Below are 22,228 nucleotides of genomic sequence, written 5' to 3' on the forward strand. Positions count from 1 at the left end.
GCCTGATGGGGACCTGCCGGATCATAGTGACTCGCCGGTGCCGCGCAAAGCCTTGGTTTCATGCCGGCGGCTGGTCGTCGAGGCTCAGCAGGGTTTGGATGCGCGCCGGGCTGAACGGTGGCCGTGGCGCCGGGGCCTGCCAGCCGAACAGGTGCGCCGTGGCACCGCCGCACACCCGGCCCTGACACGCGCCCATGCCGCAGCGGGTGGCCAGTTTCGCCTCGCGCCATTGGCGGTGCTGGGCGAGGGCGGCATAGGGCACGTCTTCGCAGCGGCACACCAGGGTGTCGTCGGCGGCCAGGGTCTTGAGTGCCGGGTCGAGGGCGAAGGCGTGGTGCAAGGCGCGGGCAAAGCCCTGCCAACGGGCGCGGGTCGGCCACAGGCGCCGCGCCGCGTCCTGCTCGCCCACCGCCGCAAGCCCGGCGATGCGGCCTTCCACCAGGGCCAGTTCACTGCCGCCGAACCCGGTGCATTCCCCGGCCGCGTAATGGTCGGCCAGGCTCGCCGCTTGCCAGGCGTCCACCGCCAGGGCCTGGCCGTCGAGGGCATAGCCCAGGGCCTGGCCGAGCTGGGTATTGGGGATCAGGCCAAAACCGCAGGCGAGGCGCTCGCATTCGATTTCGACGATTTTGCCCTGCTGGTGCAGGCGCACGCCTTCGACGCGGTGGCTGCCCAGCACCGCGACCACGTGGCTGGCGGTGCGGTAATGGCGGTCGAACAGGGCGAACGATTGCAGCCATTTGCGCGGCCAGCGCGGCAACTGCGCGGCGAACCCGGCCACGGCGCCTCGTGAGGCCTGCTCGGCGATGCGCAGCACCTGGGCGCCGTTGTGCCGCGCGGTGGCGGCGCTGGCCAGCAGCAACGGGCCGCTGCCGGCGATCACCAGGCGTTCGCCATGCACTGGCACGCCGCCCTTGATAAGCGCTTGCAGGCCGCCGGCGCCGGTCACCCCGGGCAGGGTCCAGCCGGGGAAGGGCAGCAGCAGTTCGCGGGCGCCGGTGCACAGGATCAATTTGTCGTAGGCCAGGGTCCAACCGCGCTCCGGGTCTTCCACCAGCAGAGCCTTGGCCCCGGCGCTGGCGATCACCCGGGTGGCCGGGCAGTGGCGGATGTTGGCGCACGCGGCCATGCGCTCGCGCATCGCGCGGGCCTGGGCGGGCAGGCTGGCCTGGGGGCCGTCGCGCCAGATTTGCCCGCCGGGCAATGGGTTGTCGTCCAGCACCACGATGCGCGCACCACTGGGGGCGGCGGCGAGGGCGGCGGCCATGCCGGCGGGGCCGGCGCCGATAATCAGCAGGTCGGCGAATGCGTTCATGGCCGGGTCTCCACGTGCATGCCGTCACGGCACAGGGTCTGGCAAGCCAAGCGGCGCTGGCCGTCGATGGTGACGCGGCATTCCTGGCACACGCCCATGCCGCACAGCGGTGCGCGGCGCCGGCCGCTGACCGAAGTGCGGCTGCTGCCGTCGCCGCCCAGGGCCAGGGCCGCCGCCACGCTGGTGCCGGCGGCCACGTGCAGGGCACGGCCGTCGAGGGTCAAGTCAGGCATGGGGCGGTTCTCCGAGAAAGCGTTGTGGCGAATAAGCGTGCGGGGGCAGCGGCGGCGGCTCATTGAACAGCTGTGCCACCAGCAGGTCAGCGGTGCCGGGGGCGGTGGTCACGCCCAGGCCTTCATGGCCCACCGCCAGCCACAGGCCGGGGCGGTGCGGGTGGTGGCCCACCAGGGGCATGCCGTCGGGGCTGGCGGCGCGAAACCCGGTCCAGGCGCGGATGGCGTTGAGGTCGGCCAGGCCCGGCATGTACTCGGTGGCGCGCTTGAGCATCTTGGCCAGCATCCAGCCTTCGACTTGCGGGTCGGTGGTGCCGAACTGCCGCGAGGCGCCGATGAACAGTTGCCCGGTGGGGCGCGGCTGGATGTTGCACGCGGTGGACGGCCCGCTGGCGTTGTGGGCGCTGGTGACGTAGCCCAGTTCCACCAGGGTGTGGGTGACGGTGCCGGGGTAGCGGTCGGTAATCAGCAGGTGGCCTTTTTTCGGTTCGATGGGCAGTTCCGGGCACAGCGCGTTGGCGGCAATGCCATTGGCCAGCACCACGGCCTCGGCGCCGAGCCAGGTGCCGTCGGCCAGGCGCACGCGGTTGCCGTCCACTTCCACCACCCGCGCCTGGCGCTGGCGGATGTTGGCTTCGTCGAGCATCCACTGGGCGGTGGCCGGGGCGTAAAGGATGCCGTCACCGTGGATCAACAACCCGCCCTCCAGGCCTTCGCGCAGGGCCGGCTCGCGCTTGCGCAGTTCGGCGCGGCCGATCAACTCGCAGGCTTCGCCGTGGTCGCGCAGGTTCAGGTGTTTGCTGTGGGCCACGGCCATTTCTTCGGCGTTGGCCGCCAGCCACAGGGTGCCGTTGCTGCGGTAGGCGCAGCCCTGGGGCAGGTCCTGGGCGATGTGGCGCCAGCGCCGCAACGAGTATTGGCTCAGGGCCAGTTCGGCGGGGTTGTCGTCCAGCACCAGCAAGTGGCCCATGCCGGCGGCGGTGGCGCCGGGCAGGCCGGCGTCCAGCACCAGCACACGCAAGCCGCGCCGGGCCAGGCCCTGGGCGCAGGCGGCGCCAATGATGCCGGCGCCGATAACGATGACGTCGGCCACGGCGCCCGGACTCATAGGCGGATGCCCCAGGCGAACGGGTCGTCCTGGTCGATCAGCAGGGTGGCTTCGGCGCTGATGTAGGCGCGGCCGCGGATGGTCGGCACGATGCGCTCGCCGGCCACCTCGAAGGAGCCTTCAAACTCGCTGCCGATCACACTGGCCTGGCGCCAGATCTGCCCCGCTTGCAGCTTGCCGTCGGCGGCCAGGCACGCCAGTTTGGCACTGGTGCCGGTGCCGCAGGGCGAGCGGTCGTAGGCCTTGCCCGGGCAGAGGACGAAGTTGCGGCTGTCGGCGTGGGGATCGGCGGCGAACAGCTCGATGTGGTCAATCAAACCGCCGTCTTCGCCACGGATGCCCTGGGCCTCCAGGGCTTGCTGCACGGCGTAGGTGTAGGCGGTGAGGGCGTCGAGGTTGCCCCCGTTGACCTCCAGCCCATGGTCGCTTATCAGGAAGAACCAGTTGCCGCCCCAGGCCACGTCGCCGACTACGGCGCCGATGCCGGGCACGTCCAGGGCCAAGGCCTGGCGGTAGCGATAAGCCGGTACGTTACGCACGCTGACCGAGTGGTCGCCGTGCAGGGTGGCCTCCACCGTGCCCACCGGGGTTTCGATGCGGTGCACGCCTGGGCCGATCTTGCCCAAATGGGCCAGGGAAGCCACCAGGCCGATGGTGCCGTGGCCGCACATGCCCAGGTAGCCGGTGTTGTTAAAAAAAATCACTCCGGCACAGGCCGTGGGGTCTACCGGGGCGCACAACAGCGCGCCCACCAGCACATCGCTGCCCCGGGGTTCGAGCACGCACGCGGCGCGCCAGGCGTCGTGCTGCTGGCTCAGCAACTGGCGGCGTTCGGCCATGCTGCCATTGCCCAGGTCAGGAAAACCGTCGATCACCAGGCGCGTCGGCTCGCCGCCGGTGTGGGAGTCGATCACAGAGATGCGTTTCATCAAGGGGCCACGTCCGTTCAGGTAAGTGGCTTGCAGAGTGGCCTGCGCCGGGGGGCGGCGGCTTGATGGATTTAGTGGCGGCGGATGACGAAATCAGCACAGTGATGGGGCGTGGCGGCGTGCCTGCCGACCGCGCCTCAGGCTCTATCGCGAGCAGGGGCTCGCTCCCACCGAGGAAAAATGAAAATCTCACCCACACCACAGTTCAACTGTGGGAGCGAGCCCTGCTCGCGATGGCGGCCTATGGCAGGCGTGTTTCAGTTGGCCCGGGGCAAGTGTTCGAGCAGGGTGGCGCAGACGCCGGCGATGTGTTCGTCCAGCAGGGCCACGGCGCGTTCCACGTCCTTGGCGCGGCAGGCGTCGAGGATGTCGCGGTGTTCGTGGTCGGCCCGCTCCTTGCCCGCCGAGAGGCTCATTTGCATGCGCAGGTAGCGCTCCAGCTTGTCGTTGACCGAGCGGATCAGGCTCACCAGAAACGGCCGCTGCGCCGGTTCGTAGAGGCAGGCGTGCAGTTCCCAGTTCAGTTCGGCCCAGCGGCCCACGTCGTTTTCGCCGATGAATTCCTGGCAGATGCTTTCGGCGCGGGTAAAGGTTTCTTCGGTCATGTTGGGGATGGCCAGGCGCAGCACCTTGTCTTCGAGCAGCATGCGCACCTCGAACATCTGCGCCAGTTCCGGCTCGGAAATACGCGTGACCATCGCCCCGCGGTTGCGCTGGAAGATCACCAGGCCTTCGGCCTCCAGGCGTTTGAGGGCTTCGCGCACGGGGATTTTGCTGACATTGAACTGGCGGGCGATGTCGTCCTGGCGGATCGGCTCGTCCTCGTCGAAATGCCCGGCGACGATGGCGTCGCGCAGGTGCCGGGTGATGATTTCCGAAGTCGAAGGCGTGTTGCCCAGGTCCGGCGCGTTGAGTTTAGGTAGGGTCACGGTGGCGATCGTTCGAAGTGAGGTGCGGATATGGTATACGAATTTCTCCTCTGCGTAGCCTCCCGCAACGACACGTCCCCGTCGCCTTTCATTAATAGAGTGCCGATCCGTCGCCGATCACCCGCGGATTGCCCGATGGCGGGCGGGAGGCGCGATTGTGCACTAGGGTTGGGCGCAACCTTCATTAAGAGTGGGCCTGCGCGTGTGTTTAATCAGAAACAAAGCCTTCGGAAATTGCGTACATGTCTTCCTGTAGCAAGCGGGATCGCCCGCGCCCGGCTGCGTAGCGGCCGCCATTCGGCTTGCGGCTAACCCCTGTTTTAAAGCTGCTGCGCACCCCCGCGCAGGCTGGCCCGCTTCCTCCCAGGCGTAGGCTGGCAAGGGGTTTGCACAGGCTGACCGCTGGTCGGTTTCGACCGGCACGAGATCCGTTGGCGGATCGGTGGTCGCAGGCTCTGGATCACAGGTTGGGTGCCAGGGTCAAGGCGATGGCGCGACAAATTGTATACAACTCTATAGACAGTTGTTCTGAATGTTGCATACAGTGGCGCCATAACAAAAAACAGAGAGAACCCTCACACCATGAATACCCCTCCTGTTTCACCGCAGCGGCCCGAAGACGAGAACTTGGGCGTGGGCGCCAACATGGCCTATGGCCTGCAACACGTGTTGACCATGTACGGGGGGATCGTGGCCGTGCCACTGATCGTCGGCCAGGCGGCCGGGCTTTCGCCGGCGGACATCGGCCTGCTGATCGCCGCGTCGCTGTTCGCCGGCGGCTTGGCGACGCTGTTGCAAACCCTGGGCCTGCCGTTTTTCGGTTGCCAGTTGCCGCTGGTGCAGGGCGTGTCCTTTGCCGGCGTGGCGACCATGGTGGCGATTGTCGGCAGCGATGGCGGTGGCGGTATCCAGGCGATCCTGGGGGCGGTGATTGTCGCGTCGTTGATCGGGCTCTTGATAACCCCGGTGTTTTCGCGGATCACCAAGTTCTTTCCGCCCCTGGTCACCGGCATTGTCATCACCACCATCGGCCTGACGCTGATGCCCGTGGCGGCACGCTGGGCCATGGGCGGCAACAGCCGCGCCGAAAACTTCGGCAGCATGGCCAACATCGGCCTGGCGGCCATCACCCTGGTGCTGGTGCTGTTCTTGAGCAAAATCGGCAGCGCCACCATTTCCCGCCTGTCGATCCTGCTGGCGATGGTCATCGGCACCCTGATTGCCGTGGCGCTGGGCATGGCGGATTTCTCCACCGTCACCCAGGGCCCGATGTTTGGTTTCCCCACGCCGTTCCACTTCGGCATGCCCACGTTCCATGTGGCGGCCATCCTGTCCATGTGCATCGTGGTCATGGTGACGCTGGTGGAAACCAGCGCCGATATCCTGGCTGTGGGTGAAATCATCAACACCAAGGTCGATTCCAAGCGCCTGGGCAATGGCCTGCGCGCCGACATGCTGTCGAGCATGTTCGCCCCGGTGTTCGGGTCGTTCACCCAGAGCGCGTTCGCCCAGAACGTGGGCCTGGTGGCGGTGACCGGGGTCAAGAGCCGCTATGTGGTGGCCACCGGTGGCTTGATCCTGGTGATCCTCGGCCTGTTGCCGGTGATGGGCCGGGTGATTGCCGCAGTGCCCACCTCGGTACTGGGCGGCGCCGGAATCGTGCTGTTCGGCACCGTGGCGGCCAGCGGTATCCGCAGCCTGTCCAAGGTCGATTACCGTAACAACATGAACCTGATTATCGTCGCCACCTCCATTGGCTTTGGCATGATCCCCATCGCCGCGCCGAACTTCTACGACCACTTCCCGAGCTGGTTTGCGACCATTTTTCATTCCGGCATCAGTTCCTCGGCGATCATGGCCATCGTCCTGAACCTGACCTTCAACCACTTCAAGGCCGGCAACTCCGACCAGCAGTCGGTGTTCGTCGCCGGCACCGAGCGCAGCCTGTGCTTCCAGGACATCGCGGCGCTGCGCGAGGGCGACTACTTCAAGGGCGGCAAGCTGCACGATGCCGAAGGCAACGAGATTTCCCTGGTAGAAGAAACCGCCGAGCCGCTGCGCAGCCCCAAGGCCAGCAACGCGCAAACCAGCAGCGCCTGATGCCGTTGTTGTAGCAAGCGGGCTCGCCCGCTTGCTACAAACGTCAGGCGCACGATCGCCACCGCCCGCGGTCGTACTCTTCATGCACTTTGAGGAGATGCCATGAGCCGGGACGTTCTAGCCACCGAAACCACGCGCCGCCAGTTGCAACAGATCATTTCCGGCCTGTCGGACGGCGTGATCCTGATGGAAACCGACCAGAGCATCCTCTGGGCCAATGACGCTGCGCTGGCCATGCACGGCGTCAGCCAGGTCAGCGAGTTGGGTGCCAATGCCCGCGAGTACGCCCGGCATTTCGCCCTGCGCTATCGCAACAACCACCCTCTGTCCGTCGACAACTACCCCATCAGCCGCGTCGCCAAGGGCGAAGTGTTCAGCGACCTGTTGGTGGAAGTGGTGCGCCGCGCCACGCCCGAGCGCACGTGGGTGCATCGCATCCGCAGCATGATCCTCACCGATCGCAGCGGCGAGCCGGAGTCTTTGGTGCTGATCCTCAGCGACGCCACCGAGTGGGCCGGCGCCGAGCAGCGTTTCGAGAAAACCTTCAACGCCAACCCCGCGCCGGCGGTGATCTGCCGCCTCAGCGACTTGCGCTACCTCAAGGTCAACCAGGGCTTTGTGGAGATGACCGGCTACGGCCGCGACCAGGTGATCGGCTGCTCGGTGTACGAACTGGATGTGCTTGAAGGCGCCGACGACAAGGACCTGGCCGTCGAACGCCTGAGCCGGGGCGCGACCATCCCGCAGATGCAGGCCGAACTGCGCCTGCCCGATGGCAGCAGCAAACTGGTGATCGTCGCGGGCCAGCCGCTGGATTTGAACGGCCAGGACTGCATGCTGTTTTCCTTTATGGACCTGGAGCCGCGGCGCCGCGCCGAACTGGCATTGCGCCAAAGCGAGGAGCGCTTTGCCAAGTCGTTTCGCCTCACGCCCGTGCCGACCCTGGTGTGCCGCGCCGAGGACCAGTGCCTGCTGGACGTCAACGAAGCCTTCCTCACCATTACCGGTTACAGCGCGCAGGAGTTGCTGGGTAAAACCGTGGACGAAATAGGTGTGATCGACGACCAGCAAGCCTGCTCGCGGCTGTTCGCCCAGTTGCAAAAAAACGGCAGTGTCGAGGGCCATGACCTGAAGATCCGCAGCAAACAGGCCGGGTTGATCGATTGCGTGGTGTCGGCGGACACGGTCAGCATCCACGACAGCGCCTGTTACTTGCTGGTGCTGATGAATATCACCGAGCGCAAGCGCACCGAGCTTGAGCTGGTGGCCGCCATTGAAGAGGTGATGCAGGACGCCTCGTGGTTCAGCCAGACCCTGATCGAAAAACTCGCCAACGTGAAGAGCGTGCGCTCGGCCACACCTTCGAGTGTGTCCTTCACCGACCTTACGGCCCGCGAGCGCGATGTGCTGCGCTTGATCTGCGAAGGCCTGGCCGATAAAGAAGTGGCCGCACGCCTGGGCCTGGCGCCCAACACCGTGCGCAATCACGTGGCCACGGTGTACTCCAAACTCGACGTGCACAGCCGCAGCGAGGCGATTGTCTGGGCCCGTGAGCGCGGCCTGTTCGCCGGGGAGCGGCGTGGCAGCAAATAAGCCCTGGGTGCAAATGCACTAGTACAAGCGGTGCAAATTCGGCTGTTGCCTGGCGTGAGCGTTTCCTAATCTTTGGACTGGCGACACCGCCCATGGGGGTGTCGTCGTCGATTCGAAGCCATAAAAGGAAAGGCCATGTACCAACAAACCTGCCTCCCGCGCCACGCGGGCCTGTGCCAATGGACGTTGACGGCGCCCCTGCCGAGGGTTCGCCATTGACTGCTCTTGCCGCGTTGCGTGAAACCCTGGCCCGCAGTTTCGAGCCCCTGGCTTGTGAGTGCGATGTGCATCCGGGACCGTCGCTGACCGTGCGTATCTATGACCCCTACAGTGATCGTGTGGACCTGGTAGTGACAGGGCTGCGCCTGGAGCGCTTGATGACCTCCCGGGACGTCGATGCCCTGATCGAAGAACTGCGCTACGAGCTGCAAAGCAACGGCCTCGCGGCGATGTAGCCATGTCAGGCCTGGGCCTGCGGTTAAAAGGAGCCGGAGGCGACTCAGGCGGGCGCCACCATTAAGTACCCGCGCCCGTGCACGGTGCGGATCAACGCAATCTGCCCCGGCCTATCGACCTTGCGGCGTAGACGTGCGATATGCACGTCGATCAGGTTGGTACCCGGGTCGAAGCGATACCCCCACACGGTTTCAAAAATTCGCTGGCGTGAGAGCAGGGTGCCGCTGTGGCGCATCAGGCATTCCAATACTTTGTATTCGGTAGGTTGCAGGGCCAGCAGTTGGCCTGCGCGGTGGGCCTGGCGTTGGCGCAAGTCCAGTTCCAGGTTGGCCAGGCGCAGCCGCTCCCCAGGCCCTGCGGGCCGCGCTTGCAGTAAACGGCGCACGCCGGCGAGCAAGTCCGCAGGCGCTGGTGGCGGGTTGTCCAACACCCACTGCGGCGTCAATACGCCGAGGGCGCGCAGGGTGCTGGCCATGGCTGCCGCATCCAGGCCTGCCGGGGAGGGGGCGAGGATGATGAGCGCATACTGGCCGCCCACCGCGCACTCGAGGCCTTCGCGCGGGTCGCTGCGCCAATCCCATTCAAGGCCAAGGCTCTGGAGCACGGCGCCCAGTTGCCGGGCCGTAGCCGTGTCGCTGTCGATGATGAGCACGCGGCTCATCGGTTAAACCCCCGTGGGGCGAAAAAACGCTGATATCATTAGGCCATCTCTCAAAAAGGATGTTGAACCGTGGGCGCACTCAAATGCCGTGGCTGGATGCCGTTACTTGTGGTCGCTTTGTCGTTGCTCATCAGCGCCGATGCCTGGGCCGGCAACACGCCATGTTCGGGCAAGAAAGGCGGTATCGACCGCTGCGATGGCGAGCTGTTTCTGTGCAACGACGGCTCCATCAGTGCTTCAAAAAGAAGTTGCTCGGCCCGATACGGCGGCAGTACCGCGACCCGGGCCAACACTCTGGTGCAAGACGCCGAGGGCTGTGCCTGTGGCACGGGCAGCTTCTGCACCGGGCCGCGAGGCGGTGTGTACTGCCTGACACCTGCGGGTAATAAAAGCTACAAACGTAAGTAAGCCCCCAGAGTATCGGCCAGTGTGAAAGCGATTTTTTGTGCCTGAAAGTAAGCCAGCAGGGGGGGGTTGCGATAGCGGTTTGTCTTGCCTGGCGCCCCGAATCATTGAATTTATTGCTATAAACGCACTCCGATGACCGCCCAAACCCTGCGCCAGCGCACTGAAACGCTGTTGTAGGACACATTCGCTGTCATTTCAGTTGCTGCGCCCTCAAGTCGGCCTTAGACTGCCGCCCCTCGTAAATTGAGTGCCGGGTGGCGCTTGGAATGTATGGCGCCTTTGCGATGGCCTGCAGAGGTCGAGCGGAACGCTCCCTTATTCGCCTTAATGCACGTATTTTTTATAGAGAAATCAATGACAAAGGATAAGTTGCTGGCCATGCCGGCGGATGACTACATGAATGCCGAGCAACTGGCTTTCTTCACCGAGCTGTTGCAGGGCATGAAGGTCGAAACCCACGAGCGTATCGAGCAGAGCCGCATTGCCATTGAAAGCCTGGACACCCCGGCCGACCCGGCTGACGCGGCGTCGGTCGAGGAAGAACGTCACTGGCTGGTGAACGTCATCGACCGCGACCAGCGCATGCTGCCGCAGTTGGAAATGGCCCTGGGCCGGATCGCCGACGATACCTTTGGCTGGTGCGACGACAGCGGCGAGCCGATCGGCCTCAAGCGCCTGCTGATTAGCCCGACCACCAAGTACTGCATCGAAGCGCAAGAGCGCCACGAGCAAATCGACAAGCACCAGCGTCAAGCCTGATCCCCGTTCTGCCAGCCTTTGCCCGCCGCGCGGGCGACGGTTGCATCCCGCGCCACGCACTTGTATTGATCTGCTGCAAACCCACGACTAAGGGACCATGGATAATGGCCTGATAGTGGCGTTTAATCCGGACACAATAAAAAGCAGCGGGATAATAGACATGACAAGAGATGGATCCCTGGTCCAGCCTTCCAAGGCCCGCTCCCCGGCGCGCTGGTGGGCGCCGACCCTGCAAAGCCTGGGCCTCACTGCGTTGTTCGCCGCCATGGCCCTGGGTGGCTGGCCTGCCTACCTGTGCCTGCCGCTGGCCATAGTGATCGTCTGGCTGCCGCGCCTGCGCTTGCGCAAGGCCACCGAGGACGTCGAGCCACAAGCGGACACAAACATGGCCGCACTGACGCGAGACCTGTCTTACACCACCAGCCATAACGCACTGTCTGCCGCTGGCGTGGCCTATGCGGTCAAGCAACTGGCGGGCAAGTTGCAGTCGCAACTGGATGCCGCCGACCGCATCGTCGGCAGCGCCGAGGTGATGATCGACACCGAGAAAACCACCTCCCAACTCAGCCTCCAGGCCCTGAGCGCGGCCAGCGAGGCGCACCAGAGCAGCGCCCAGGGGCGGGCGGTGCTGGCCGAGTCCATCAGCCGCATGCACCTGCTCAGCCAGCGCGCCAGCGACAGCCGCCAGTTGATCGAGGCCCTGAGCGTGCGCAGCGAGGAAATCCAGCGGGTGACCCTGGTGATCCAGTCCATCGCCAACCAGACCAACCTGCTGGCCCTCAACGCGGCTATCGAGGCGGCACGGGCCGGCGAACACGGGCGCGGCTTTGCCGTGGTAGCGGACGAGGTGCGCGGTTTGGCCGGGCGTACTGCCACGGCCACCGATGAGGTCGGGGTGATGGTGGCCGATATCCAGCAGCGCACGGCCCAAGTGGTGGAGCAGATCCGCCAGTTGTCCACCGACCTCAACACCGGCGTGGAGCAGGTGGAGCTCACCGGCCAGTCCCTGGACCACATCGCGCGCCTTGCGGCGGGGGTGGAGGATCAGGTCAGCGACATCGCCAAGGGCGCGCAAACCAACCGCGAGCAACTCGACAGCCTGTTCCACGCCGTGGAGCAGATGCGCAGCGACCTGGCCATCAGCGACCAGCAAACGCAAAACCTGGCCGTGGCGGCGGTGCAGATGGAAGGCCAGGCCGAAACCATCAGCGAACGCCTGGCGGAAGTGGGCTTGGATGACTACCACCAGCGTGTCTACGACCTGGCCCGCGAAGGCGCGAGCCGGATTGCCGAGCAGTTCGAGGCGGACATCGACCAGGGCCGCATCAGCCTCGACGATTTGTTCGACCGCCATTACCAGGCCATTCCCAACACGTCGCCCACCAAATACCAGACCCGCTTCGACCGCTACACCGATCAGGTCCTGCCGCCGATCCAGGAGTCGCTGCTGCCGCGCCACGATGGCCTGGTGTTTGCCATCGCCTGCACTCAACAGGGCTATGTGCCGACCCACAACAAGGTGTTCAGCCAACCGCTGACGGGCGACCAGCAGGTGGACGCGGTGGGCAACCGCACCAAGCGCAAATTCGCCGACCGCACCGGCATCCGTTGCGGTAGCCATGAGCAGGCTGTGCTGTTGCAGACCTACACCCGCGATACTGGCGAACTGATGCACGACCTGTCAGTGCCGATCATGCTCAAGGGCCGGCATTGGGGCGGCTTGCGCCTGGGCTACAAACCCGAGGCGCCGCGCTGAGGCTTCAGGCCGAGGTGTCTACGGTGCCGATCAGGCTGATTTCAGCCTGGAGCAGGGCCGTGGTGGCCAGGGTGATTGCGCTGCTCAAGGCCAGCACCTTGGCCTGGCCTGCGGACACGGCCTGCATCCGAGCGGTTTGCGAGGTGTAGCGGGCACTTTTCACCGCCGCCGCGCGGGCAGTGGCGCGGCGCAACTTCTGTTGCAGTTGCTCGATCTGTTTTTTCAGCTGCTTGACCCGCTCTTTCTTCGCTTCCAGGGTGCTGCCCGAGCTGGGGGCTGAGGTGCTGGGCATTCTGGCGTTCAGAGGCACAGCGGCTTCCTGGAAGACGGGCGCCGTAGGGGCGAGGGTCTCGGGCAGGCGAGCGGGCGGATTCAAGTTAATCATCATGATGCTCTTAAACGGGGGCTCGCCTGCTGTATCGGTCTGCCGGGCGCATTCTGAAGGCCCGGCGCTCGGTATCAGGCGTTCAACGCACCCTGGTCAACGGCGGCCTTGAGTGACAGCGCCGCTTCCCGCGCGGCCACGGCGGCGACTTCGGCGGTCTTGAACCAGCGATCTTTCTCGACCTGATGGCAAGTCACGGTTTTCAGCGGCGGCTTGGCGCGCATCACGATCACTGCCTGGAATTCGCCTTCCACTTCCCTGGCCTCGCCATGGATGAAAAACTCACCGATATCAAATTCCGTCACGTAGCGCGTTCCCCTGGAAATTATTGTGGGTTTTGAGGGGTGGCTGGCAGGCCCCCCTCAAGAATCGGGGCAGTATGGCAGTTGTTGCCCGGCGGTAGCTGAGTTAAGTCAGGGGGACGACAAAACAACAGGGCTGTCGGGGCTGTGTAGACGTCAGATAAGTTCTTCCAAATGCCGGGCCAGAGCACAAGCCTCACGATGAAGACGTCGGAATCCTCGTATCCGACCCGTGGATATCTCCTGGATATGGAAAAAATTCTTACCTGCAGGTATCACTTGATAACGCAGCAAAGGTATATATTCGCGCTCCGGCTGGGCAGAAAAGTCTGTGGTACTGGCGCTGGGCACCTGATTGCCGATGCGGGTGAGGGGGTGTTGCGCGCAAGGTTGGAAAGTGTGCATGGGAAGTCCTTTTCTCGGTTCGTACCGGCGTAAATTCGTTGAATAGCTGGTTTCGGTCAGCGTCGCTGCTCTAGAATTGCGTTCTTTGCGCAGCGGCTGCCTTTTATCTAAGGCATTTTTTTGCATGCCTTCTGCCGGAAAAGTGCTTTTTTTGTCGCGGTTTTTCCCCAGGATCGATAGTCCATTTTTTTCTGGACGCTATAGGGGTGAATTCCTACAAGGCCTGATGACTGCTTAAGCGCGCAGTATCGACCTCGCTCCGTTAGGCTTCCTGGGCCGGTTCTCAGGGGGATGAGCCTTAGCCCATAGGGTGACACTGTCGACCTGGTCGTTTTTTTGTGCTGTCTGCCGTTCGCGCAGGCGGAGTCATTTTTATATTCGGGGACGTCTCCTTGGCAGTAAGTAATCTGGATATGCACGCGTTGTTCGTGCTCGGCGATTTACGCGCAAAACTGGTCAAACAGTTTCAATCACGTTTTGTTTACATCACCGAACAAACCGCCGAAGGCATTTACATTGCCGAACTCGACACCGAAACCGCGCTGGTAGTCGATGACAAGCCTGGGCTGGAACTCAAGGTCGGCGATCATTTTCGCGCCGCGGTGTTGCCCAGCCGTGAAGGCGGCAAGCTGGAAATCAAGTTCCGCGAAATCAAGCTCACGGTTTATGGCCTGGGTGACTACGCCTTTGTTACCACCGCCGACGGTCACGGCATCGTGTTCAAGGAAGGGCAGAGCGTGGTGACGGTGTTCGCCGCCCACCAACAACTGAGCGAAGGCCTTACCAAGTCCCTCAAGGCCGCCACGGCCAAAGCCGCCAAATGGCGCAAGGGCGAACTGACCTTCAAGGCCAGCGAGTGACACTCCCTGGGCGTGCCGACTTTCACCGTGAGCATGAGGCCAGCGCCAAGGCCCAGGCGCAGCAACTCTTCGCGCAAAAGGCCACCCTGCAGGCTGCATGGCTGAACTGGGTCGCCGCCCAGCTCTACAGCCTGCGCCCGCCGGCCTACGCGAACATGGTGCGCCGGGAACTGGCGCAATTGCAGGCCAGCGCCGGCAACTGAGCCTTACAAAATCCCCCGCGCGCAGGCATGCTTTGCTTCCTCTTGATCGCAAGGAAGACGGTTCATGACGCTTTTGATTGCCTACACGTTGGCGGCGGTGTTCGCCGTGCTCAGCCTGGTTCACGTCTATTGGTCGCTGGGCGGCAAGGCGGGGTGTGATGCGGCGGTGCCCAAGGTGCCGGGCAAAACCGGGGAAATGCGCCCGGCATTCGTGCCCACGCCTGCGGGCACGTTCAAGGTGGCGGTGGTGCTGTGGGTGATTGCCACCCTGGTGTGCCTGCGCGCCGGCCTGGGCTTGCCGGCCATCACCCATGGGGCCTTGCAGTGGTTTCTCAGTGCGGTGGCCCTGGGGATGTTCCTGCGGGCCATTGGCGATTTCAAGGCCGTGGGTTTTTTCAAGCGTATCCGCGGTTCCACCTTTGCCCGCCGCGATACCTGGGCCTACTCGCCGCTGTGCGTGTTGCTGGGCCTGGGCTTGTTGGCAGTGGCCTGGGGTTAATTGCCGCCATCGGTGCGGCGGCTGCTGATTTCCGCCGGCACATCGTCGCCGGCCATGCGCTTGCGGAACAGACCCGCCCGGGCCAGCAGCAGGGTGGTCACCGGCATGGTGATCGACAGCAGGATCGGGATCAGCCAGGCATGCAGCACGGGGCCCTCCTTGAGCGCCGAAAAGTAGAGGATCGAGGCCAGCGCCACGGTCCACGCCCCGAGTGTGGAGGCCAGGGCCGGCGGGTGCATGCGCTGGAAGAAGTCCTTCATGCGCACCATGCCCCAGGCGCCTGCCAGGGTGAACAGGCTGCTGAGCACCAAGAGGATGCCCACCGGTAGTTCGATCCAGATCGACAATTGGCTGACGCTGCTCATTCGATCACCTCGCCGCGCAGCAGGAACTTGGCCAAGGCAAACGAGCCGACAAAACCCAGCAGGGCGATCAGCAGCGCGGCCTCGAAGTAGGTGTCACTGGCGTAGCGGATGCCCAGCACCAGCATCATCAGCATGGCGATGATGTACAGGTAGTCCAGCGCCAGAACCCGGTCCTGGGCCGAGGGGCCCTGGAACAGGCGCACCAGGGTCAGGACCATGGCCAGGGAAAAAATGAACAGGCTCACGAGTATCGCGTTGGCGAGCAGGGGGCTCATTCAAAGATCTCCATCAATGGCCGCTCATAGGCCGCCTTGAAATGCTGGATAAACCGCGCTTCGTCATCCAGGTCGAACACGTGCAGCAGCAATACGCTGCGGTCCAGGGCCAGTTCCGACCACACCGTGCCGGGCACTACCGTGGTAATCATCGACAGCGCGGCCAAGCCATTGGCGTCGCGCAGTTGCAGCGGCACTTTGACAAAGCGCGAGCGCGGCGGGCAGCGCCCGGCCCTGAGCACGCCCCACGCCACCAACAAGTTGGACACCAGCACATCCTGGCCCACCCGCAGGACCAGGCGCAGGATCACACCGGGGCGGCGGATGCGGATTGGCAGCGGCCGCAACGGCCGCATCATCAAGGGCGCGACAAGCCCCAGGAGCGCGCCGAGCAGCAGATTGCCAGCGCTCAAGGACAGGTTCAGCACCAGCCACAACAGCCAGAGCGCCAGGGACAGCCAGGGAGCCGGGAACAGACGTTTCATGGTTGCACCTGCGCGCCTGCGGCACGGGCTTCGGGGCTGGGAACTGCCCGGGTGCCGAGCACGGCCATCACGTATTGCTCGGGGTTATTCAGGCTCTGCGCGGCGGCCTGGGTGTAGCGCAGCAGCGGCTCGGCCTTGAAGGTCATACCGATGCTCAGGCCCACCAGCAAGATGATGGGCACGCACTCCAGGCGATGCAGCAACGGCGAGGGGCGTTCTTCGGGGGTCCAGAAGCGCTGGATGCCCAGGCGCGAGAAGGCGATCAACGACGCCAACCCCGAGAGAATCAGCAGCGCCAGCAGGCCCCAGGCCGCGCCCGGGATCGGCGCGTCGCTGTCGGCGCCCAGGCCCATGGGGTTGAGCAGGGCGCTCATCAGGCTCAGCTTGCCGATAAACCCCGACAGTGGCGGCATGCCGATAATCAGCAGCGCGCAGGCGATGAAGCTCAGGCCCAGGAACGCCATGGTCCAGGGGATTACCTGGCCGACTACGGCTTTTTGATCGTCATCGAGGTTGGTGCCCTTGATCGGTTGCGCCGATGCCGGGATGCGCGGCAGGGCTTCGGCCTCGTCTTCCAATGCCGATTCATGGACCGAACGGCAGCGCTCGATCAACTCGGCCAGCAAGAACAGTGCGCTCAAGGCCAGGGTCGAGCTGACCAGGTAGAACAGCGCCGCTGCAACCAGGCTGGGCTGGGCGAAACCGACGGCGCACAGCAGGATCCCGGCGGAGACGAGGATGCTCAGGCTGGCCATGCGCTCCAGGCGCTGGGCGGCGAGAATCGCCAGGGCGGCGCAGACAATGGTGGCCATACCCCCGTAGATCAGCCAATCGCCGCCAAAGTACGCCGAGGCGCCGGCCTGCCCGGAAAACAGCAAGGTCCACAGGCGCAGCAAGGTGTACACGCCAACCTTGGTCATGATCGCGAACATTGCCGCCACCGGTGCGCTGGCGGCGGAGTAGGCCGGCACCAGCCAGAAATTCAGCGGCCACATCCCGGCCTTGGCCAGAAACGCCACGGCCAGGATTCCCGCACCGGCGTGCAGCAGGCCGCGATCGGCCTCGGGCACCAGGGGAATCTTCAGCGCCAGGTCGGCCATGTTCAGGGTGCCGGTCACCCCATAAATCAGCGCCGCGCCAATCAGAAACAGCGAAGAGGCCAGCAGGTTGATCGAGATGTAGTGCAGGCCCGCCGACACCCGCGGGCGCCCAGAGCCGTGGAGCATCAAGCCGTAGGAGGCGGCCAACAGTACCTCGAAGAACACGAACAGGTTGAACAGATCCGCCGTGAGGAACGCGCCATACAGACCCATCAACTGGATCTGGAACAAGGCGTGGAAGCTCGAACCGGCACGGTCCCAGCGCGCCATCGCAAACAGCAGGGCGCACACGCCGATGATCCCGGTCAGCACCAGCATCAGTGCCGACAGACGATCGACCACCAGCACGATGCCGAAGGGCACTTGCCAGTTGCCCGGCAGGTAGACGCCGATGGCGCCGGGCACCTCGGTGCGCATCGTCCATTGCAGCAGGGCGATGGAGATACCCAGCCCCAGAATGCTGGAGAACAGGTTCAGGCGCGCCTTGAGCGGGCGCCGCTTCTCGCCCAGCATCAGCATCAACGCGGCGGTGAGCAGCGGCAACAGGATGGGCGCAGCGATCAGGTGGGTCATCCCGTTCATTCTTTAGGCTCCCGGCCATCGACATGGTCGGTGCCGGTCAAGCCCCGGGAGGCCAGCAAGACCACCAGGAACAGGGCGGTCATGGCGAAACTGATGACGATGGCCGTAAGCACCAGGGCCTGGGGCAACGGGTCGGTGTAGTTGAGCAAATCCTGCGGCACGCCGTCCTTGATGATCGGCTCCTTGCCGATAAACAGGCTGCCCATGCTGAAAATGAACAGGTTGACCCCATAAGACAGCAGGCACAGGCCCATCACCACTTGGAACGTCCGTGGCCGTAGCACCAGCCAGACGCCGGACGCGGCGAGCACCCCAATGGCAATTGCAATGACTTCTTCCATTAGGCGGCTCCAGGCGCGAGGACGGGTTTGGATGGGGTGCCAGGCTTGTGGCCACGCACCGATTGGTGCGCCAGGGCAGTGAGAATCAACAGGGTGGAGCCGACCACCACCGCGTACACGCCCACATCGAAGAACAGCGCGCTGGCGATATGGATATCCCCCAAAAGCGGCAGTGCAAAGTGCCAGGTGTGGGTGGTCAGGAACGGATAGCCCGCCGCCATGGCGCCCAACCCCGTGACGCTGGCGAACAGCAGCCCGGTGCCCATCCAGCGCATGGGGCGCAGGCTCATCTGCGCCTCGACCCACTGCGTGCCGGCGACCATGTACTGCAGGATGAACGCCACCGACATCACCAGCCCGGCGACAAAACCACCGCCAGGTTGGTTGTGCCCGCGCATGAACAGGTAGAACGACACCACCAGGGCAATCGGCAGCAGCAGGCGTACCAGCACCGCCGGCACCATCATGAAGCCCAGCGCGGTGTCGCTGGCCTGGCGTGGGTTGACCAGGTCGGTGACCACGTCCGGCGCCAGTAGGCGCTGCTGGGCGGGGAGCTGCATGCTCTCCTTGGGTGGGCGGAAGCGGCGCAGCAGGGCGTAGACGGTAAGCGCCACGGCGGCCAGCACGGTGATTTCGCCCAGAGTGTCGAAACCCCGGAAATCCACCAGCATCACATTCACCACATTGCTGCCGCCGCCTTCAGGCAGGGCGCGGCTGAGGTAGAAAGAGGAAATGTCGTTGGGGGTCTGGCGCGTCAGCATCGCGTAGGACAACAACGCCATGCCGCCGCCGACCACTGTGGACAGCAGCAAATCGCGCAGGCGCCGCATCCGTGCCTTGCGCAGGCTGCTGGGCAATGGCGAGACCTCTTCGATGCGCCGTGGCAACCAGCGCAGGCCCAGCAGGATCAGCACCGTGGTCACCACCTCAACCACCAACTGGGTCAGGGCCAGGTCTGGCGCGGAGAACCAGACGAAGGTCACGCAGGTCATCAGGCCGCAGACGCTGACCATGGTCAGGGCCGCGAGCCGGTGGTACTTGGCCTGCCACGCGGCGCCGAGGGCGCAGGCGATAGCCAGCAGCCAGAGGGTGACGAACACGATGGAACCGGGGATCTTCGGCCGGTCGCCCCAGCTCAGGGAACTGTGGAGCATGGGGATCAGGCCGGCCAGCACCGCCGCCAGCACCAGCCAAAACAACTGGGTCTGCAAGCGCCGGGTGCTGATGAAGCGCTCCAGGCGCCGGGCCCAACGCATCATGATGACCAGGCCACGCTCGAACAGGCGCTTGCCGTTAAAACGGTTGATAAGCGGCGCATGGGCGAAGCGGCCGTGGCGCAACTGATTGCGCAGCACCAGGTACAGCACGATGCCGCCGGTCATGGCGATCAGGCTCATAATCATCGGCGCGTTCCAGCCGTGCCAGATGGCCAGGCTGTACTGGGGCAAGGTGCCGCCCACCACCGGCAGTGCCGCAGCGGCCAGCAGCGAACCGACCATTTGTGCCGGAAAAATCCCCACCAACAGGCAGGTAAACACCAGCAACTCCACCGGCGCACGCATCCAACGCGGCGGTTCGTGGGGTGTATGGGGCAGGTCGGTGGCAGGCGGGCCGAAGAACACGTCCACGGTGAAGCGCAGGGAATAGGCGACGCTGAACGTACCGGCAATGGTCGCGATCACCGGCAGCGCGGTTTCCACCCACGCGGTGGCGGAGATGAACACCGTCTCGGCGAAGAACATCTCCTTAGACAGGAAACCGTTGAGCAGCGGCACGCCAGCCATCGAGGCACTGGCCACCATGGCCAGGGTGGCGGTGAATGGAATCAGTTTTATCAGGCCGCTGAGCTTGCGGATGTCCCGGGTGCCGCTTTCGTGGTCGATGATCCCGGCGGCCATGAACAGCGAGGCCTTGAACGTGGCGTGGTTGAGAATGTGGAACACCGCCGCCACCGCCGCCAGCGGGCTGTTGAGGCCTAGCAGCAGGGTAATCAGCCCCAGGTGGCTGATGGTGGAATAGGCCAGCAGGCCCTTGAGGTCGTTCTGGAACATCGCGCAGTAGGCACCCAGCAACAGGGTGCAGGCGCCGGCGCCGCTGACGATGTAGAACCATTGCTCACTGCCCGACAGCGCGGGCCACAGCCGCGCCAGCAGGAACACACCGGCCTTGACCATGGTTGCCGAATGCAAGTAAGCCGACACCGGCGTCGGCGCGGCCATGGCGTGGGGCAGCCAGAAATGGAAGGGAAACTGCGCGCTCTTGCTCAGCGCACCGATCAGGATCAGGGGCAGTAAAACGGGGTAGAGGGCATGGGCGCGGATCAGATCACCGGCCGCCAAGACCTTGTCCAGGTCATAGCTGCCTACGACATGGCCGAGCAGCATTACCCCCGCCAACAGGCATAAACCGCCCGCGCCCGTCACCATCAGCGCCATATAGGCACCGCGGCGGGCGTCGGAACGGTGGTGCCAATAGCCGATTAACAGGAACGAAAACAGGCTGGTCAGTTCCCAGAAAAATACGATCTGGATTAGGTTGCCGGAAATCACCAGGCCCAACATGGCGCCCATGAACGCCAGAAAAAACGCGAAGAAACGCGGCACCGGGTCGTCCGGTGACATGTAGTAGCGCGCATACAACGACACCAAGGTGCCGATGCCCAACACCAGCAAGGAAAACAGCCAGGCGAAACCGTCCATGCGCAGGACAAAATTCAGCCCCAGGCTGGGCAACCAGAAAAATTCCTCACGGATCACGCCGCCATCGGCGATTTGCGGGTAGAGCAGGGCGACTTGAATAGTGCCGGCCAGGGCAACGAGGCCGGCCAACAGGGATTCGGTGTTGCGTGCGTTGTGCGGCAGCAGGGCCGCTAGACAGCTGCCTATAAAGGGCAGAAGCAGTAGAACTATCAGGGACATAGGCTTCTAATCTGCGGAAGTTTGCGAAGGATCATACGTGCCGTGCCCCAGATCACCAACCGCCAAGCTGTGGCAGAATCCTACAGAGTGTATGGAAAAAACCGATTCCATGTTGCTCCAACCCAGTAGCAAGGGGGCTTGCCCGCGCTGGGTTGCGCAGCAGCCCTAATAGAGTGGCCGCGTGGCCTATTTACGGTCGCTACGCGCCTGAGCGCGGGCGAGCCCCGCTTGCTACAGGAGTCAGGGCTGCAATTCGTTTTCCAGGGTTTCTTGCGGTCCGGGCGGGGTGTTGCGTTGGCCCTTGGTTTTGAGTTCGCTGACGATCACCGCGACCACGATCAGTGCCGCGCCGAACAGGGCGATGGCAGGCAAGCGCTCCCCCGCCAGGCGCCCGGCGATGCCGGCCCACACCGGTTCACCGGCGTAAATCAGGGTGGCCCGAGTGGGTGAAACGCTCTTCTGCGCCCAGTTCATTGCCACCTGGATCGCCGCACTCGCCGCGCCCAGGCCCACGGCGCTGGCCAGGAGCAGCCAGGAAAACGACGGAATCGCCTCGCCGGTGGGCACAATCATCACAAAGGCCAGCACCGAGGCAGTGGCCAGTTGCACCAAGGTGACCCGGCGCACATCCACTTGCCCGGCATAGGTGCTGATGAGGATGATTTCCGCAGCAATCGCCACGGCGCTGATAAGGGTGACAATTTCGCCGCTGCTGAAATTCAACGAAGCGCCTGCTGGCCCCGATAACAGCATCAACCCGGTAAAGGCCAGCATGATGCCAATGCTCGGCATCAACCCAGGGCGGCGCCCCAGCACCAACCATTGCAGCAGCGGCACAAAAGGCACATAGAGCGCCGTGATGAACGCCGATTGGCTGCTGGGGATGGTTTGCAGGCCCACGGTTTGCAAGCCGTAGCCGAGCATGATCGACACGCCGATAAAGGCTCCGGCGCGCAACTCAAAAAACGTCAGCCCGCGCAGGCTGCGGGCCGAGAACAGCGCGACGATGACAGCGGCGGCGGCAAAGCGTAGGCCGACAAAAAACATCGGGCCGCTGACCGTCATCGCATGTTGCACCAGTAAAAAGGTGCCGCCCCAAATCATGGTGATAAACACCAGTACGCACTCGGCTTTGCTGAACCGCGAGAACAGAGGAGAGGAAGACGAGGGTTTCGCTGATGTCATGACCTTGCACACACCTGGAGTGAGACGCACAATGCGCGAAATGTTGGGCAGTATACTGCCCAACGCCATTTGGTGA

General features: G+C 64.2%; 25 protein-coding genes. 9 read left to right on the forward strand and 16 right to left on the reverse strand.

Features of this window, described 5'->3' with window-relative positions:
* Positions 1-58: 58 nt before the first annotated feature.
* The 5 genes from AC19YR_RS15075 to AC19YR_RS15095 form a co-directional block, all read right to left on the reverse strand.
* A complete protein-coding gene (locus AC19YR_RS15075) occupies positions 59-1,315 on the reverse strand; it encodes an FAD-dependent oxidoreductase (RefSeq protein WP_500599057.1) in 1,257 nt (418 codons plus the stop codon).
* Positions 1,312-1,548, reverse strand: a complete 237-nt coding sequence (locus AC19YR_RS15080) for a (2Fe-2S)-binding protein (RefSeq protein ID WP_500599059.1) — start codon at positions 1,546-1,548, stop codon at positions 1,312-1,314. The genes AC19YR_RS15075 and AC19YR_RS15080 overlap by 4 nt, the downstream gene beginning before the upstream one ends.
* Entirely contained in the window at positions 1,541-2,656 is a 1,116-nt protein-coding gene (locus AC19YR_RS15085) for an NAD(P)/FAD-dependent oxidoreductase (protein ID WP_500599060.1), read from the reverse strand. Before AC19YR_RS15085 ends, AC19YR_RS15080 begins: the two co-directional genes overlap by 8 nt.
* Positions 2,653-3,585: a 4-hydroxyproline epimerase gene (locus AC19YR_RS15090; protein WP_500599062.1), complete on the reverse strand. Its 933-nt coding sequence runs from the start codon at positions 3,583-3,585 to the stop codon at positions 2,653-2,655. The genes AC19YR_RS15085 and AC19YR_RS15090 overlap by 4 nt, the downstream gene beginning before the upstream one ends.
* Before the next feature lie 257 nt (positions 3,586-3,842).
* A complete protein-coding gene (locus AC19YR_RS15095) occupies positions 3,843-4,514 on the reverse strand; it encodes a GntR family transcriptional regulator (protein WP_095110035.1) in 672 nt (223 codons plus the stop codon).
* 582 nt (positions 4,515-5,096) lie between these two features.
* Here AC19YR_RS15095 and AC19YR_RS15100 point away from each other — a divergent pair.
* The 3 genes from AC19YR_RS15100 (at position 5,097) to AC19YR_RS15110 (ending at position 8,662) form a co-directional block, all read left to right on the forward strand.
* Positions 5,097-6,614 (forward strand): nucleobase:cation symporter-2 family protein, encoded by a 1,518-nt coding sequence (locus tag AC19YR_RS15100; protein ID WP_500599064.1) that lies wholly within the window; start codon positions 5,097-5,099, stop codon positions 6,612-6,614.
* Positions 6,615-6,716: 102 nt separating this feature from the next.
* On the forward strand, positions 6,717-8,207 hold the full coding sequence (locus tag AC19YR_RS15105; RefSeq protein ID WP_095110031.1) for a helix-turn-helix transcriptional regulator: 1,491 nt from the start codon (positions 6,717-6,719) through the stop codon (positions 8,205-8,207).
* Positions 8,208-8,422: 215 nt separating this feature from the next.
* Complete coding sequence (locus tag AC19YR_RS15110; RefSeq protein ID WP_095110030.1) at positions 8,423-8,662, forward strand: DUF1652 domain-containing protein; 240 nt, start codon at positions 8,423-8,425, stop codon at positions 8,660-8,662.
* Positions 8,663-8,706: 44 nt separating this feature from the next.
* Here AC19YR_RS15110 and AC19YR_RS15115 read toward each other — a convergent pair whose 3' ends face one another.
* A complete protein-coding gene (locus tag AC19YR_RS15115) occupies positions 8,707-9,324 on the reverse strand; it encodes a winged helix-turn-helix transcriptional regulator (RefSeq protein ID WP_095110028.1) in 618 nt (205 codons plus the stop codon).
* A 96-nt stretch (positions 9,325-9,420) separates the two neighbouring features.
* Between AC19YR_RS15115 and AC19YR_RS15120 the strand changes: the two genes are divergently transcribed.
* The 3 genes from AC19YR_RS15120 (at position 9,421) to AC19YR_RS15130 (ending at position 12,247) form a co-directional block, all read left to right on the forward strand.
* Entirely contained in the window at positions 9,421-9,732 is a 312-nt protein-coding gene (locus tag AC19YR_RS15120) for a YdcA family protein (RefSeq protein ID WP_095110083.1), read from the forward strand.
* A 354-nt stretch (positions 9,733-10,086) separates the two neighbouring features.
* Positions 10,087-10,491, forward strand: a complete 405-nt coding sequence (locus tag AC19YR_RS15125) for a TraR/DksA family transcriptional regulator (protein WP_500599066.1) — start codon at positions 10,087-10,089, stop codon at positions 10,489-10,491.
* A 160-nt stretch (positions 10,492-10,651) separates the two neighbouring features.
* On the forward strand, positions 10,652-12,247 hold the full coding sequence (locus AC19YR_RS15130) for a methyl-accepting chemotaxis protein (protein WP_500599068.1): 1,596 nt from the start codon (positions 10,652-10,654) through the stop codon (positions 12,245-12,247).
* A gap of 4 nt (positions 12,248-12,251) precedes the next feature.
* Here the strand turns inward: AC19YR_RS15130 and AC19YR_RS15135 are convergent, their stop codons facing one another.
* From AC19YR_RS15135 to AC19YR_RS15145, 3 genes are all read right to left on the reverse strand, one after another.
* The gene (locus tag AC19YR_RS15135) at positions 12,252-12,539 is read right to left on the reverse strand and encodes a hypothetical protein (RefSeq protein ID WP_500599070.1); all 288 of its coding nucleotides are present in this window, start codon (positions 12,537-12,539) and stop codon (positions 12,252-12,254) included.
* A gap of 167 nt (positions 12,540-12,706) precedes the next feature.
* Complete coding sequence (locus tag AC19YR_RS15140) at positions 12,707-12,937, reverse strand: hypothetical protein (protein WP_095110022.1); 231 nt, start codon at positions 12,935-12,937, stop codon at positions 12,707-12,709.
* Positions 12,938-13,090: 153 nt separating this feature from the next.
* Entirely contained in the window at positions 13,091-13,339 is a 249-nt protein-coding gene (locus AC19YR_RS15145; RefSeq protein WP_095110020.1) for a S1 domain-containing protein, read from the reverse strand.
* A 392-nt stretch (positions 13,340-13,731) separates the two neighbouring features.
* Here AC19YR_RS15145 and AC19YR_RS15150 point away from each other — a divergent pair, with 392 nt between their 5' ends.
* The 3 genes from AC19YR_RS15150 (at position 13,732) to AC19YR_RS15160 (ending at position 14,901) form a co-directional block, all read left to right on the forward strand.
* Positions 13,732-14,199 carry a hypothetical protein gene (locus AC19YR_RS15150; RefSeq protein WP_095110019.1) on the forward strand — a complete coding sequence of 156 codons (468 nt, stop codon included), beginning with the start codon at positions 13,732-13,734 and terminating at the stop codon, positions 14,197-14,199.
* Positions 14,196-14,402 carry a hypothetical protein gene (locus AC19YR_RS15155; protein ID WP_500599072.1) on the forward strand — a complete coding sequence of 69 codons (207 nt, stop codon included), beginning with the start codon at positions 14,196-14,198 and terminating at the stop codon, positions 14,400-14,402. Before AC19YR_RS15150 ends, AC19YR_RS15155 begins: the two co-directional genes overlap by 4 nt.
* Positions 14,403-14,466: 64 nt before the next feature.
* Positions 14,467-14,901, forward strand: a complete 435-nt coding sequence (locus AC19YR_RS15160) for a DUF3995 domain-containing protein (protein ID WP_095110017.1) — start codon at positions 14,467-14,469, stop codon at positions 14,899-14,901.
* On the opposite strand, the gene AC19YR_RS15165 is transcribed toward AC19YR_RS15160, so the two are convergent.
* The 7 genes from AC19YR_RS15165 to AC19YR_RS15195 all read right to left on the reverse strand — a co-directional run bounded on the left by AC19YR_RS15165 (position 14,898) and on the right by AC19YR_RS15195 (position 22,221).
* Complete coding sequence (locus AC19YR_RS15165) at positions 14,898-15,266, reverse strand: Na+/H+ antiporter subunit G (RefSeq protein ID WP_500599074.1); 369 nt, start codon at positions 15,264-15,266, stop codon at positions 14,898-14,900. The genes AC19YR_RS15160 and AC19YR_RS15165 overlap by 4 nt on opposite strands.
* Positions 15,263-15,541 carry a K+/H+ antiporter subunit F gene (locus tag AC19YR_RS15170; RefSeq protein ID WP_095110015.1) on the reverse strand — a complete coding sequence of 93 codons (279 nt, stop codon included), beginning with the start codon at positions 15,539-15,541 and terminating at the stop codon, positions 15,263-15,265. The genes AC19YR_RS15165 and AC19YR_RS15170 overlap by 4 nt, the downstream gene beginning before the upstream one ends.
* Positions 15,538-16,026: a Na+/H+ antiporter subunit E gene (locus tag AC19YR_RS15175; protein ID WP_095110013.1), complete on the reverse strand. Its 489-nt coding sequence runs from the start codon at positions 16,024-16,026 to the stop codon at positions 15,538-15,540. The genes AC19YR_RS15170 and AC19YR_RS15175 overlap by 4 nt, the downstream gene beginning before the upstream one ends.
* A complete protein-coding gene (locus tag AC19YR_RS15180; protein ID WP_095110012.1) occupies positions 16,023-17,708 on the reverse strand; it encodes a monovalent cation/H+ antiporter subunit D in 1,686 nt (561 codons plus the stop codon). Before AC19YR_RS15180 ends, AC19YR_RS15175 begins: the two co-directional genes overlap by 4 nt.
* Positions 17,705-18,049 (reverse strand): Na+/H+ antiporter subunit C, encoded by a 345-nt coding sequence (locus AC19YR_RS15185; protein WP_005789164.1) that lies wholly within the window; start codon positions 18,047-18,049, stop codon positions 17,705-17,707. The genes AC19YR_RS15180 and AC19YR_RS15185 overlap by 4 nt, the downstream gene beginning before the upstream one ends.
* Positions 18,049-20,967 (reverse strand): monovalent cation/H+ antiporter subunit A, encoded by a 2,919-nt coding sequence (locus AC19YR_RS15190; RefSeq protein ID WP_095110011.1) that lies wholly within the window; start codon positions 20,965-20,967, stop codon positions 18,049-18,051. Before AC19YR_RS15190 ends, AC19YR_RS15185 begins: the two co-directional genes overlap by 1 nt.
* A gap of 240 nt (positions 20,968-21,207) precedes the next feature.
* Positions 21,208-22,221 carry a DMT family transporter gene (locus AC19YR_RS15195; protein ID WP_176465139.1) on the reverse strand — a complete coding sequence of 338 codons (1,014 nt, stop codon included), beginning with the start codon at positions 22,219-22,221 and terminating at the stop codon, positions 21,208-21,210.
* Positions 22,222-22,228 lie beyond the last annotated feature (7 nt).

The organism is Pseudomonas sp. MF08817, assembly GCF_059862705.1.

Bases quoted from the DNA above. Each gene is read 5' to 3' on its own strand.
- AC19YR_RS15075 (WP_500599057.1), bottom strand. From the start codon at position 1,315: ATGAACGCATTCGCCGACCTGCTGATTATCGGCGCCGGCCCCGCCGGC.
- AC19YR_RS15080 (WP_500599059.1), bottom strand. From the start codon at position 1,548: ATGCCTGACTTGACCCTCGACGGCCGTGCCCTGCACGTGGCCGCCGGC.
- AC19YR_RS15085 (WP_500599060.1), bottom strand. From the start codon at position 2,656: ATGAGTCCGGGCGCCGTGGCCGACGTCATCGTTATCGGCGCCGGCATC.
- AC19YR_RS15090 (WP_500599062.1), bottom strand. From the start codon at position 3,585: ATGAAACGCATCTCTGTGATCGACTCCCACACCGGCGGCGAGCCGACG.
- AC19YR_RS15100 (WP_500599064.1), top strand. From the start codon at position 5,097: ATGAATACCCCTCCTGTTTCACCGCAGCGGCCCGAAGACGAGAACTTG.
- AC19YR_RS15105 (WP_095110031.1), top strand. From the start codon at position 6,717: ATGAGCCGGGACGTTCTAGCCACCGAAACCACGCGCCGCCAGTTGCAA.
- AC19YR_RS15115 (WP_095110028.1), bottom strand. From the start codon at position 9,324: ATGAGCCGCGTGCTCATCATCGACAGCGACACGGCTACGGCCCGGCAA.
- AC19YR_RS15120 (WP_095110083.1), top strand. From the start codon at position 9,421: ATGCCGTTACTTGTGGTCGCTTTGTCGTTGCTCATCAGCGCCGATGCC.
- AC19YR_RS15125 (WP_500599066.1), top strand. From the start codon at position 10,087: ATGACAAAGGATAAGTTGCTGGCCATGCCGGCGGATGACTACATGAAT.
- AC19YR_RS15130 (WP_500599068.1), top strand. From the start codon at position 10,652: ATGACAAGAGATGGATCCCTGGTCCAGCCTTCCAAGGCCCGCTCCCCG.
- AC19YR_RS15135 (WP_500599070.1), bottom strand. From the start codon at position 12,539: ATGCCCAGCACCTCAGCCCCCAGCTCGGGCAGCACCCTGGAAGCGAAG.
- AC19YR_RS15145 (WP_095110020.1), bottom strand. From the start codon at position 13,339: ATGCACACTTTCCAACCTTGCGCGCAACACCCCCTCACCCGCATCGGC.
- AC19YR_RS15160 (WP_095110017.1), top strand. From the start codon at position 14,467: ATGACGCTTTTGATTGCCTACACGTTGGCGGCGGTGTTCGCCGTGCTC.
- AC19YR_RS15165 (WP_500599074.1), bottom strand. From the start codon at position 15,266: ATGAGCAGCGTCAGCCAATTGTCGATCTGGATCGAACTACCGGTGGGC.
- AC19YR_RS15170 (WP_095110015.1), bottom strand. From the start codon at position 15,541: ATGAGCCCCCTGCTCGCCAACGCGATACTCGTGAGCCTGTTCATTTTT.
- AC19YR_RS15175 (WP_095110013.1), bottom strand. From the start codon at position 16,026: ATGAAACGTCTGTTCCCGGCTCCCTGGCTGTCCCTGGCGCTCTGGCTG.
- AC19YR_RS15180 (WP_095110012.1), bottom strand. From the start codon at position 17,708: ATGAACGGGATGACCCACCTGATCGCTGCGCCCATCCTGTTGCCGCTG.
- AC19YR_RS15185 (WP_005789164.1), bottom strand. From the start codon at position 18,049: ATGGAAGAAGTCATTGCAATTGCCATTGGGGTGCTCGCCGCGTCCGGC.
- AC19YR_RS15190 (WP_095110011.1), bottom strand. From the start codon at position 20,967: ATGTCCCTGATAGTTCTACTGCTTCTGCCCTTTATAGGCAGCTGTCTA.
- AC19YR_RS15195 (WP_176465139.1), bottom strand. From the start codon at position 22,221: ATGGCGTTGGGCAGTATACTGCCCAACATTTCGCGCATTGTGCGTCTC.